Source organism: Spirochaetales bacterium, assembly GCA_016930085.1.
Classification (GTDB): domain Bacteria; phylum Spirochaetota; class Spirochaetia; order SZUA-6; family JAFGRV01; genus JAFGHO01.
In genome coordinates this window covers 30,444-42,101 of record JAFGHO010000100.1, presented here as the reverse complement: position 1 = coordinate 42,101, position 11,658 = coordinate 30,444, and the positions used below count along the sequence as shown (strand labels likewise).

Annotated in this window: 11 protein-coding genes and 1 tRNA gene; 8 read left to right on the top strand and 4 right to left on the bottom strand. The window is 47.5% G+C overall.

All coding sequences use genetic code 11. The features are described from left to right. Window positions 1-220: 220 nt before the first annotated feature. Window positions 221-1,351, bottom strand: coding sequence for a glycoside hydrolase family 11 protein (locus tag JW881_17150; GenBank protein ID MBN1699250.1), 1,131 nt, complete (start codon window positions 1,349-1,351; stop codon window positions 221-223). A 502-nt stretch (window positions 1,352-1,853) separates the two neighbouring features. On the opposite strand from JW881_17150, the gene JW881_17145 reads away from it, so the two are divergent. Beyond that, window positions 1,854-3,422: a PD40 domain-containing protein gene (locus tag JW881_17145; protein ID MBN1699249.1), complete on the top strand. Its 1,569-nt coding sequence runs from the start codon at window positions 1,854-1,856 to the stop codon at window positions 3,420-3,422. A gap of 14 nt (window positions 3,423-3,436) precedes the next feature. On the opposite strand, the gene JW881_17140 is transcribed toward JW881_17145, so the two are convergent. Continuing rightward, window positions 3,437-3,520 (bottom strand) — tRNA-Leu (locus JW881_17140). A 260-nt stretch (window positions 3,521-3,780) separates the two neighbouring features. Here JW881_17140 and JW881_17135 point away from each other — a divergent pair. From JW881_17135 to JW881_17125, 3 genes are read left to right on the top strand one after another with little or no spacing between them, the layout of a single operon-like run. After that, entirely contained in the window at window positions 3,781-4,581 is an 801-nt protein-coding gene (locus tag JW881_17135) for a YmdB family metallophosphoesterase (GenBank protein MBN1699248.1), read from the top strand. Continuing rightward, on the top strand, window positions 4,574-5,020 hold the full coding sequence (locus tag JW881_17130; GenBank protein MBN1699247.1) for a SoxR reducing system RseC family protein: 447 nt from the start codon (window positions 4,574-4,576) through the stop codon (window positions 5,018-5,020). Before JW881_17135 ends, JW881_17130 begins: the two co-directional genes overlap by 8 nt. A 59-nt stretch (window positions 5,021-5,079) precedes the next feature. After that, on the top strand, window positions 5,080-5,838 hold the full coding sequence (locus JW881_17125; protein MBN1699246.1) for a 1-acyl-sn-glycerol-3-phosphate acyltransferase: 759 nt from the start codon (window positions 5,080-5,082) through the stop codon (window positions 5,836-5,838). A gap of 49 nt (window positions 5,839-5,887) precedes the next feature. Here the strand turns inward: JW881_17125 and JW881_17120 are convergent, their stop codons facing one another. Continuing rightward, on the bottom strand, window positions 5,888-6,988 hold the full coding sequence (locus JW881_17120) for a chemotaxis response regulator protein-glutamate methylesterase (GenBank protein ID MBN1699245.1): 1,101 nt from the start codon (window positions 6,986-6,988) through the stop codon (window positions 5,888-5,890). Between the two features lie 10 nt (window positions 6,989-6,998). Next, complete coding sequence (locus JW881_17115; protein MBN1699244.1) at window positions 6,999-7,826, bottom strand: protein-glutamate O-methyltransferase CheR; 828 nt, start codon at window positions 7,824-7,826, stop codon at window positions 6,999-7,001. Between the two features lie 149 nt (window positions 7,827-7,975). Here JW881_17115 and JW881_17110 point away from each other — a divergent pair, with 149 nt between their 5' ends. From JW881_17110 to lptB, 4 genes are all read left to right on the top strand, one after another. Continuing rightward, window positions 7,976-9,583 carry a CTP synthase gene (locus tag JW881_17110; GenBank protein MBN1699243.1) on the top strand — a complete coding sequence of 536 codons (1,608 nt, stop codon included), beginning with the start codon at window positions 7,976-7,978 and terminating at the stop codon, window positions 9,581-9,583. Next, window positions 9,570-10,133 carry an LPS export ABC transporter periplasmic protein LptC gene (gene lptC / locus JW881_17105; protein MBN1699242.1) on the top strand — a complete coding sequence of 188 codons (564 nt, stop codon included), beginning with the start codon at window positions 9,570-9,572 and terminating at the stop codon, window positions 10,131-10,133. The genes JW881_17110 and lptC overlap by 14 nt, the downstream gene beginning before the upstream one ends. A 107-nt stretch (window positions 10,134-10,240) precedes the next feature. Next, window positions 10,241-10,876 (top strand): organic solvent tolerance protein OstA, encoded by a 636-nt coding sequence (locus JW881_17100; GenBank protein MBN1699241.1) that lies wholly within the window; start codon window positions 10,241-10,243, stop codon window positions 10,874-10,876. Between the two features lie 30 nt (window positions 10,877-10,906). Next, a complete protein-coding gene (gene lptB / locus JW881_17095; GenBank protein MBN1699240.1) occupies window positions 10,907-11,641 on the top strand; it encodes an LPS export ABC transporter ATP-binding protein in 735 nt (244 codons plus the stop codon). The last annotated feature ends 17 nt before the right edge of the window (window positions 11,642-11,658 follow it).

Genomic DNA, 11,658 nt, shown 5'->3' with positions numbered 1-11,658 from the left:
ATTACGCATGAGAAAGCCGGTCAAATATTATACATTCGCTCATTTTTCTTACATTTATGATAAGCCATTTATCTTAAGGGAAAATGACGGCCGTCACTTTTATATGTTTCCGTATGGATATACAAAAAAAGCCGCCCGGATGTCCTCCGGACGGCTTTTTTTCGTTACTGGAAACCTGTCGTCACTATCTAAGGTTTATAGTGAAAACGGTTCATGGTGTTTACCACCACGACCATCCGCCCCAGCCGCCCCAGCTCCAGTTGCTTGTGGTGGTGCTGTTATAGTTACTCGTGGTTGTGTTGGATGAACCGCCGCCGCCGGGAGTGTCGCCGAAGCCGATGACGCCGTTACAATGCATCCATTCGCTGTTGGAACCGCCGCAGCTGCCGTTCTGGTAGACCGCCGTGTTGTAGCTCTGGTTTTCCGCCTGGCGGTAATCGCCATTAACGGAGAGATAATCGATCTGGACGTCTCTGTTGTCCGCGTCATTAAAGAATTCGACATTGATGCCGCCCGTATTGTAGCTCGATGCCGTATAATCACCCATACTGGTACCTAACGTGAATGTGGCAATGGTGTTGTTGCCGATTCTCAGGTTGACCCTTCCCTGGCCGTCCGTACTGCGGGCCCGTAATCTGTAGTTGATATTTCCGCCGCCGCTTGAAGAGGATGTCGATGTCGTCGTCGAGCCCGGTGCCGGAGTCGAAGAACTGGTCGACGTTGTCGTCGATGAGCCGCCGCCGCTGCTGCTGCCGACCGTGCAGCTTGCGCTTCCGCTGCTTCCGCCCCATCCTTCTATCGCCACTACCTGGTAGTTCTGGCTTCCGACGCCCTGTCCCAGGCTTCTCCATCCGGAACAATGCTGGCCGAAGTTTATTGGGCTTCCGCCGCCTGAGCAAAAGTACTGGGTAAATGTTTTGGTTCCTTCAATGGAAGGCTGGTTGACGCGCTGCGCCGTATTCAGGGTCCATGTGCGTCCGTCAGCCTGATAGGTCCCTACTCTGGAACCTCCGCTTCTCGGGATGTAATATTCGACGAGGGGATTCTGCATCCACCCATAGAGGCCCATATATTGAGAGTTGCCGGCGTTGCCCGACCAGGATATCGTTCTGCTTTCGGAACCGGTGCTCCAGCCTTTTCCGCAGACAAAATTGCCGCAGTTGCTCCACTGAACGCTGAATTGGCCTCCGGACCCCAACGTCATTGATACCGAGCCTCCGCCGTCGGTCCAGAAGGTGTACCAGTAACCACCCTGGCTACCGGTCGAATTCGAGGTAATCGTCTGTGCGGTTGCTGTAAACACGGTAAGACACAAGACAATTACTAAAACCAAGATCCTATTTAATTTCATTTTGTACTCCTTTCGGTTTTTCTTTAATTTCCCAATTTTACTGATCTTTTAATAATTAGCTGTATGTTTTTTCACCTCCTTTTTTCTATTAAATAAAATGATATCGCAAAACCTTCCCAACCATTAACAACAGCTCCGGAAAGGTTTCCGGGATTTCAAAAAGAAATTGTTACGTATCGCTTTCTTTTGCCAATACCCGGAGCATCTCCCTTTTTCTTCTTTAGCCTTTCTTTTCCTCTCTTTGGATATTACAATCATACGGCAAAAAATGTAATAATTTACTTGCCTTATTTTGGTATAGGACATACGTATTAAGGGATATCAACAGGTATTAATATGAACTATTCTCCATTATAGTTGCCAATTTCAGTATCCCGGCGCGTCTGTATATATTATCAGTGTCTCTTCGGGTCAATCAAGCAATTTTTTCCTGAAAAACCTTGCGTCAAACTCCAACTTTGGTTATCTTTTCATCATTAAAACCAAAAAAGGAGCGGAAACCATGAAAGGCAAAATAAAATATATTGTCGGATTGCTGGTGTTTATACTCGCAGGTATCGGTATCTATATCATTGTTCAACAAATGGGAAAGGGCCGCATAGTGAGTGACAAGGACAACCTTCTTGCCACGTTACCCCCGGAGGTTAGAGAAGAAGATATCAACGATCATGTCTTCAGTCCCGACGGGAGAAGTGTCGCATATATTCTCAAAAAAGGCGAAAAAGCGGCAATAGTCGTAAACCATTCGGCGGGTCCGGAGTATGATGACGTCGGCGCTCCCCACTTCAGCTCCGACGGTAAGATCCTGGCATACAAAGCCAAAGAAGGTGACAAATGGTTTATCGTTACGGGAAACAAAAAAATGGAGAAGTTCGATGAAATAGGGTACCCTCTTCTGAGCCCCGACGGTCAAAGGCTCGCTTATGGGGCAAAGGAAGAAGATAAATGGCTGGTTGTCGTCGACGGAAAAAAGGGCGATCGATACGACAAAGTCGAGGCACTTTGCTTCAGTCCCGACGGTAAAAGGGTCGCGTATCGCGGTAATCTCGAGGCGGAAAAAAAATCACTCGTCGTTGTCGACGACAAAAAAGATGGAAAATTCGACTGGGTCACCGATCCGATTTTCAGTCCCGACAGTGAAAGCGTCGCTTATTCCGCGAAGGAAGGCGATACATGGTTTATGGTTGTCGACGGTAAAAAGAGTGAAGGATATATCGCGATCGGGGTACCGGTTTTCAGTCCGGACGGCAAACGGTTCGCTTACGGCGCGAGAAAAGGCGATGCGTCGTTTATCGTGGTCGACGGTGAAAAAGGTGAAGAATATGAAGGGTTGAGGGATCCTTCCTTCAGTCCCGACGGTAAAAGAATCGCTCACGCAGTAAAGGAAGGCGATACATGGTTTATGGTTGTCGACGGTAAAAAAAGTGAAACATATGACGAAGTCGGTGAGCCCCGCTTCAGTCACGACGGGAAACGGTTCGGGTATTGGGCAAAGGAAGGCGATAAAATGTTTACGGTCATCGATAATGTAAAAAGTGAAAAATATGATGACGTCAGTATTCCCTACTTCAGTCCCGACGGTACGATGGCCGCTTACGGCGTAAAGGAAGGCGATAAATGGTTTATGGTTATCGATGAAAAAAAATACGACGCCCTTAACGGTATTATTCCTGAAAAGATTCCGATATATCAATTTCAGACAAGATACGGCCAACCGGGTTTTTACGTTACCAGAGAAAATGTTATCGTTTTCAGTACGGGTCTGGGAAAGACAGCGTATATCTGCCTGAAAGATAAAGGATATTATGTTGCGGTAAACGGCAACATCGGTGAGAAATTCGATTTTATCGGAGGTGCGGTCGTGAGTAACGGACTCGGGATGGCCCTGCCGATCCAGGCGGCGGAAGGGAATCTGACGGTCGCTGAAAAATTCTTTGGCGCCAGCACCTTCACTCTCGGAATCGAATACTCCGGCACACCGTATCTCCACCTCAGTCCCGACGGGAAAAAGGTTTCGTTTGGGGCAAGGAAGGGAAGAGAGTTGTGGTGGAAGGAGATACATCTGGAATAGATAAGAAAAATAATTGCCCGGGACTGGATTTGAACCAGCACAGCCGTGAAGCCACCAGACCCTGAACCTGGCGTGTCTACCAATTTCACCACCCGGGCTCAATGGAGAAAGAGTAAATTATTCGGGATTTTTTGTCAACTAGCCCGGACTTTGTGCGCAGGGTATTAATTATCCAGGCGAACCCGATATGCATACATCAAGCGGTAATATACAATTCATAACACGGGGTATGGCGTTTTCCTTTCCCCCGCGTTCCTTTTCCCCTTGCCTATTGTGGCCAAATAATTGTATTGTTGTTACATCGGTTTTATAACCGCATCAAGCAACTGTACCTTAATAAAGACAAGGAGTAAGCGGTCTGAAAATTCTTTTCATCGGAGAAATTGTCGGAAAAACAGGAGTCTTTACCGTAAAACGGCTTCTTCCGCAAATTAGAAAAGATAGCGGCATCGATTTCGTAATAGCAAACGGAGAAGGGGCGACCGCCGGGTTTGGTATCGGCAGAAATCACGCAGTCTATCTGCATAAACTCGGGATCGATATCATTACAACCGGCGAGCGGGCATATTATAAAAAGGATATGGTGGATCATTTCAAAAAGGTCTCCTACATGCTGCGTCCCGCGAATTACCCCTATTCCAATCCCGGGCGGGGCTGGACAATAGCGAACAGGGACGGTTTTTCACTGGGCGTCATTATCGTGATGGGCCAGGCGGGATTTCCCCGTGTTCATCTGAGGAATCCATTTGTTCTGCTCCCCGAACTGATCAAAAAGATCTCGGAAACGACTCCCAACATCATCATCGAATATCACGCGGAAACCACCGCAGAGAAAAACAGCCTGTTTCAGTATCTGGACGGCCAGGTCTCGGCGATCATCGGCACCCACACAAGGGCGTTGAGTGCCGATGAACGACTCATGCCCGCCGGGACCGCCGTCATTACCGACGCGGGGAGGACCGGGAGTATTAATTCCGTCGGGGGAATGGATTCTGAAATAGAAATCAGAAAATATATTTCCCAGATTCCCGAATATTCAAAAGCGGCGTTCGACTCACTCGAACTGCAGGGAGTCCTCATCGACATCGATCAAACATGCGGCAAAGCCCGGTCGATTGCCAGGTTGAGGATCCCGTGCAAGGACACCATCAATGCTTGAGCATGCGGTTGTCTGTTCCCTCGAGGGCAATACAATTGAAGTTGTCATCGACAGAGATTGCGGGGAGCATTGTCTTCATTGCAGCCGGGATAAACGGAAACACAGGATACGTGTGTCGAACTCGAAGAATCTGGACGTCACGACTGGCGACCGCGTGGAAATCTATCTCGCTCCATCAAAGGCCATATTGGCCGGTTTTTTTGTGTTCATTTTACCTCTTCTGCTTTTTGTTCTCTTTTATTGGACCGCCCGGACAGGGTTCAGGTCCGACAATGAAGCTATTCCCGCCGCCGCCGGTTTGTGCGGGATAGTCGCGGGATTCATCATCAACGTTCTCATTAAAAAACTGCGGAAAAAGGAAGTGCTTCCGGACATCGTCTCTGTGGTATCGGAAAAACATCGCGATGAAGGAAACGACACCTGTAACGGTATAAGTTGAAGAAAGGCTCGTTGCTTTAAAACCGTCACATGATTTTATGTGGCACGTAAGGACACACTATGAAAAGAAATACCATTATTGTTTCTCTTATGAATCTGCGGTCCATATTGATTCTCGCATGGCTGGTTTTGAGTACCCTTGTCTATGGAATCGTCTGTCTCATTGTGAGGATTTTATCCGAGAGGATTTCGAGATATATTGCGGTTTTATGGTGCAGACATCTCGGGTGGTTAAGCGGCGTCAAAGTAGTCTCCCGGGGGCTTGAAAGACTCGACAGGAAAAAGAATTACGTATTTATCGCCAATCATCAAAGCTACTTCGATATTGTCGTCCTCTATTATGCCCTTCCTTACGCCTTGAGTTTCATCGCGAGGAAAAACCTCTTTTATATACCTGTCTGGGGCTGGAGTATCTGGGCGATCGGTCATATACCGGTGGATAGAAGCAACCCTCGAAAAGCGAAAAAAACCTTCGAAAAAGCGGTTAAAACGATAAAAAGAAAACACCGGTCGATTTTTGGCTTTCCCGAAGGGACGAGAAGCAGAACGGGAGAGGTCGGCGAGTTCAAACTCGGTCTTTTCAGTCTGGCGTTGAAAGCGGGTATCGATATTGTTCCCATCGCGATACATGGCGCACGCGATATCCTGCCAAGGGGGTCCTTCATGATCCGTCCGGGAACCGTTTATTTTACCGTTGACGATCCCATCGAAATTTCGGCATACGATCATTCCATGAAATTCACCCTTGCAGAAGATGTAAGAAAAAGGATCATTCGGCTTGTCGAAGAAGAAAAGAAAAGACCGATACAGGCCGGGTAACCCGTCGGTTTCGACCGGACAACCGCCCATCCTGCCCTTTTCCCGTCATTTACGCGTCTGAAAATAACGGGGCTTTCGTCATCGTGTTGATTGTTTCCGCCATCCTGTCAAGGGTGACGACATAGCGGATATATCCCTTTTCAATTGCCGCCCTCGGCATTCCCGGAACGATACAACTCGCTTCATCCTGAGAAACGGTAATTCCCCCCTGCCTGAAGATGTCTCCTATTTTTGCGACCCCGTCCTTGCCCATGCCGGTCATAATAATCGCCATACAATTATGATGATAGACATCCAGCACCGAAGAAAAAAGCACATCGACGGAAGGCCGGTGTCCGTTTACCGGTTCGTCTTCCGAAAGTCTGACAATAGTGGCGAATTGTCTTTTCTCCACTTCGAGGTGCCTGTCCCCGGGGGCGATCAGTATCCTTCCCTTTTTTATGATATCACCGTCAGCGGCTTCTTTCACCTCGAGCGGGCATATCTTGTCCAGACTTTTCGCGAACTCGAAGGTAAACCCCTTTGGCATATGCTGAACGACAAGGAGCGGAACCGGGATATCTTTGTCGATATCAGGCAATATTTTTCTGAGGGCGTTCGGCCCTCCGGTTGAAATACCGATCGCGATGACTTCGATGTTTCCGGGTATTCGCGGAAAGACCGGCGGTTCCTTCACGGTAACTTTCGGAGCCTCTGTCTCTGTCACGGGCTTTTCAATCGGAACATCGGGCGGTTGTTTGAAACAATACCGTTTCCCGTAGATTTTCACGAGCTGGACGAGTTCCATCTCCACTTCATGGATATCGTGCGACACCGCGCCGGAAGGTTTGAGTATAAAATCCGCTGCCCCAAGTGAAAGCGCTTCCATGGTAATCCTGGCCCCCCGCTTTGCGACAGAGGAGAGGATAATCACTGGAATGCCGATGTGCCGTTTTCTTTTTTCGATTAAAAACTCAATGCCGTTCATGACCGGCATTTCAAGATCCAGAACAATGACATCGGGCCGGTATCGTTCGATTTTCTCGAGTCCGAACATCCCGTTCATTGCCGTCGCGACGACAGTGATTTCCGGATCGCCGTTCAGGATTTTACTGATGATGTTTCTCATGAGCGCGGAATCGTCGATAATCAGAACTTTCAACGGCTGCATCATGCCTTACTTACTCCGGACCAACGGTGTTCTTTTTATAAAACGTGGCCCACTGGGTTTTGACGAACTCAAACCGTGTGTTCATTCCAAAAAGGGATTCGGAATGGCCGATAAAGAGATACGAGTAATCGTTCATGGCATTCCAGATCCGTTCAATCGAGGCTTTTTGCGCATCGGCATCGAAATAAATGATCACGTTCCTGCAAAACACGATATCCATATTGCTCAATCCGCTGTCGAATTTGAGGTTATGATAATCGAAACGGATGAGTTCCATGATCTCGTTTTTAATCTGAAAACCGTCATGCTTTTTTTCAAAATATTTATCGAGGTAACGTCCGGGGATTTCCTGCACCTTGTTTGAAGGATAAAACCCTGTTTTTGCAATCATCAATGAACGAAGACTCAGGTCGGAACCGATTATTTCCACCCGAAAACCGGAAGGAAGCAATTCTTTCAATACCATGGCGATCGAGAACGGCTCTTCTCCCGTTGCGCATCCCGCACTCCAGATTCGAAGGCACTTGTCTCTCTGTTTTTCCTTTCGTGCCGCAAGATCTTTCAGGACAAAGTTTTCGAACGCTGAAAAATGGCCGGCGTTCCTGAAAAACCTGGTGAGGTTTGTCGTTACCGAATCGAGAAGGATTTTTAGCTCTTCCTGGTTTTTGATGATGGTTGAATGATATTCTTTGGCGGATGAAAGCTTTGACGCCTTTATCCTTTCTTTTAACCTGCTTTCCAGAATACTTCTGTTGATATCAGAAAAATGAATCCCGCTTTCGTTATAAATAAGAGTTCTAAAAAGCTCGAATTCAGACTCGGTTAAAAAATGTTCCATTAATATTCTTTACATAGAGTTGCATTAAATCTAATGATATTGCGTGTTTTTGTCAAGTGCGGGACGCTTCATTCAACGTTTCCCGGACATTTTCCGAATCCCCTTGACCTTGGCCGGGCCTTATGATAATGATAGAACAATCGTATATAATGAGTAAATTTATTTTCGTTACAGGCGGTGTCTGCTCGAGTCTCGGTAAAGGGGTCGCCGCGGCATCGATCGGTGTCATTCTGGAAAACCGCGGTCTCAATATTCGTATGATCAAAATCGATCCGTATATCAATGTCGATGCGGGCACCATGAGTCCCTATCAGCACGGTGAAGTCTATGTCACGGATGACGGAGCGGAAACGGATCTCGATCTCGGCAACTATGCCCGGTTCACGTCTGCTCCGCTGAGCGCGGCGAACTCGATAACCACCGGACAGGTGTACAGGACGGTGATTCGCAAGGAACGCGAGGGCAAGTTTCTCGGTAAAACGGTCCAGGTGATTCCTCATATCACCGATGAAATAAAGCAGCGGATTTTCGAGGTCGGAAGGGAGCGCGGCGTCGATGTTACCATCATCGAAATAGGGGGGACCGTCGGCGACATTGAATCCATCCCGTTTCTTGAAGCCGCACGGCAGTTTATCCACGACCTGGGAAAAGTCAATGTGCTTTTCATTCATCTCACACTCGTGCCATTGGTCTCCGGCGGGGAGTTCAAAACCAAACCGACACAACATTCGGCCAAGGCATTGCTCGAAATCGGTATACAACCGGATATTCTCCTTTGCAGGGCGTCGGAACCGCTGAAAGACAGTCTACGGCATAAAATAAGCCTGTTTACCAATGTCGAGAAGGAAGCGGTGATTTCGGCCTCCGATGTCGCCAATACCATTTACGAAATTCCTTTGCTGTTGTCCAAACAGGGGCTCGGCGAAATTGTCGTCAAAAAACTCGGATTAAAATGCGCCAGAAGCGATCTTCGAAACTGGAAGAAGGTCGTCGACACCTACATCAATGCGAAAACGGTATGCCGCGTTGGAATCGTCGGCAAATATATCGAACTTCATGACTCCTATAAATCGATATTCGAAGCACTCGTCCACGGCGCGATTGCCAATAATGCGCGCGTGGAGTTTATCAAGATCGATTCCGAGGAATTGGAAAGTAAAAAGGAAATCGCGTCCGCGTTCAAGGCGGTCGACGGGATAATCATTCCCGGCGGATTCGGGCAGCGCGGTATCAACGGGATGGTACATGCCGCCCGGTTTGCACGCACAAACGACATCCCCTGCTTCGGTATTTGTCTCGGCATGCAGGTCATGGTTGTCGAGTTCGCGCGGGGAGTCCTGCACTTCGAGGACGCGAACAGCACCGAGTTCGATCCCCATTCAAGGCACCCGGTGGTAAGCCTGCTTGAAGAACAGATCGATATAAAAACCTACGGGGGTACGATGCGATTGGGAAAAAATGATACAACCCTTGCACAGGGAACGAAAATATATAGAATTTACGGTAAAGCCCTGATCGGCGAGCGTCACCGTCACCGTTACGAGGTATCGAACATGTTTCGCCGCGACCTCGAAGACGGCGGACTCATCATCAGCGGGACAACCCCGGATGGGACACTGGTTGAATCCATCGAATGGAATGCTCATCCCTGGGGGATCGGGGTACAGTTTCATCCGGAGTTTATCTCACGCCCGATCGCGTCCCACCCACTGTTCAGAAGCTTTATTGCGGCCTGTATCGCGTATGCAAAAAAATAGATCCTTTTTACTACATCTATCATGTATCGTTCTCATCCTCTACGGGTGCAGTCTCGATTACCGATCCGCGAATATCCCCGAAGAAATGGCGGAAAATCTACCGGAAACGGTTTTTGTGCAGTTTTCCCGAATTATTGTAAGGGACGGGAAAATAAAAACCAAGCTCGAGGCGGAGCGCGCGGAAAATTTCACGAAGAAAAAACAGATGGTTCTCTCAAATATACGATTTTTCGAATATGACGAAAACGAAAAACTTTTAACCGAAGGAACGGCGGACAAGGCCGTCCTGTACACGGAAACCGACGATGTCGATATTTTCGGTAATATCTATCTCTATTCCGTTCCCGAAAAGACGGCGATATATGCGGAAACCCTGTACTGGAAGGACAAGGAAGAGAAGCTGTCGGCGGCCCCGGACGACAGGGTTCGTGTAAAAGAGGATGAAGGATCTTCGATTGAGGGCAGGGGATTCAATTCCGATTTCAAGCTTCGTGAAATCGTATTTGCAAACGGTGTTTCGGGAGTATTTATTCAATCCAAAGAAGAATGAGGTGCGCGATTTCCGCTTTTCCAAACGGCAAATCTGTTTTATAATGAAAAGAGAGTGTAACCAAAGACTTCCTCGACTGGTTATTGTCTTTATAATGGGCGACTGAAATGAACGTATGTAAACGCACCGGCATTATCATATTCCTCACACTGTCGATATCACTCGATCTCTTTCCGGACGATCCCATTTCTTTTTCCGGAAATCACATGGAGGCGATTCTCGCGCAGGGCAAGGAAAAGACACTCCTTACCGGAAACGCGAGACTGACATCGAAAAACAACCGTATAAGCGCGGATTCGATCGAATTGTACGGAAAAGATTTTATCTACGTTTACTGTACGGGGAACATCCATGTGCTGAACGATGAAAAAAAAATCGAAATCTGGTCGGAGAAACTCTTTTACAATCGAAAAGAAAATATGATCCGTATCCAGGAAAACGCGATTATGGAAGACAAGGAGAATGAAATTGTCGTGAAAGGGGGGCTCATCGAAAACTGGGAAGATGAGGAAATCACTATTATACAGATCGGTGTCAGAATACTGAAAAAGGACATGATATGCAGATCGGAGTTTGCCCGGTATCTTCGAAAGGAAGATAAACTCGAGTTGTCCGGAATGCCGCGGGTGATATGGAAAGGGGATGAATATGCGGCAATGAAAATATATATCGACCTTGCCAATGACGAAATAAAACTCGAAGGGAATGTTCAGGGAGAGGTTTTATGGGAAGAAGAAGAATAACATGTAGAAAAAGAAGGGAATATCATCGTCTTGAACAATAACGGTACGCTTTCTGTCGAATCCCTGGAAAAATGGTTCAGAAAAAAATGCGCGGTTGCCGGTGTGAGCTTTTCGATGCATATCGGCGAGGTGGTCGGGCTTCTGGGTCCGAATGGTGCGGGGAAAACCACGATTTTTTATATGATCGTCGGCTTTATTACACCCACAAGGGGAATGATTTTTCTCAACAACAAGAATATATCCAACTACCCCATGTACAAAAGGGCACAGGAGGGGATTTCATACCTGCCACAGGAACCCTCAATATTCAGAAAACTTTCCGTCGAAAAGAATATCTGGGCGATCCTTGAAACGAGAAAGGATCTGACCTTGAAAGAGAAGAAAAACAAACTGGAAGAGCTTCTCGATGAACTCGGAATCAATCAGGTGAGAAAGCAAAAAGCCCATACGCTGTCCGGCGGGGAGCGAAGAAGAACTGAAATAGCCCGGTCCCTGGCGATCGAACCGAAATTCCTGCTTCTTGACGAGCCTTTTGCCGGCATCGATCCCATCGCCGTTTATGAAATAAAGAAAATCGTTCGAAGCCTTTCGGAAAAAGGGATCGGGGTACTTATTACCGATCATAATGTCCGCGATACCCTTGAAATTACCAACCGTTCATACATCATCAACCTCGGAGAAATTGTCGTCAGCGGGACACGGGAAGAATTATTGAACAGCCAGCAGGCCCGTGAAATATATCTGGGCAATGATTTTCAGATGTAAAACGGCAAAAAGGACAT

Excerpts from the sequence above, each read along its gene's own strand:
- JW881_17150 (MBN1699250.1), bottom strand. The coding sequence starts at position 1,351 with ATGAAATTAAATAGGATCTTGGTTTTAGTAATTGTCTTGTGTCTTACC.
- JW881_17145 (MBN1699249.1), top strand. The coding sequence starts at position 1,854 with ATGAAAGGCAAAATAAAATATATTGTCGGATTGCTGGTGTTTATACTC.
- JW881_17130 (MBN1699247.1), top strand. The coding sequence starts at position 4,574 with ATGCTTGAGCATGCGGTTGTCTGTTCCCTCGAGGGCAATACAATTGAA.
- JW881_17125 (MBN1699246.1), top strand. The coding sequence starts at position 5,080 with ATGAAAAGAAATACCATTATTGTTTCTCTTATGAATCTGCGGTCCATA.
- JW881_17120 (MBN1699245.1), bottom strand. The coding sequence starts at position 6,988 with ATGCAGCCGTTGAAAGTTCTGATTATCGACGATTCCGCGCTCATGAGA.
- JW881_17115 (MBN1699244.1), bottom strand. The coding sequence starts at position 7,826 with ATGGAACATTTTTTAACCGAGTCTGAATTCGAGCTTTTTAGAACTCTT.
- JW881_17110 (MBN1699243.1), top strand. The coding sequence starts at position 7,976 with ATGAGTAAATTTATTTTCGTTACAGGCGGTGTCTGCTCGAGTCTCGGT.
- lptC (MBN1699242.1), top strand. The coding sequence starts at position 9,570 with ATGCAAAAAAATAGATCCTTTTTACTACATCTATCATGTATCGTTCTC.
- JW881_17100 (MBN1699241.1), top strand. The coding sequence starts at position 10,241 with ATGAACGTATGTAAACGCACCGGCATTATCATATTCCTCACACTGTCG.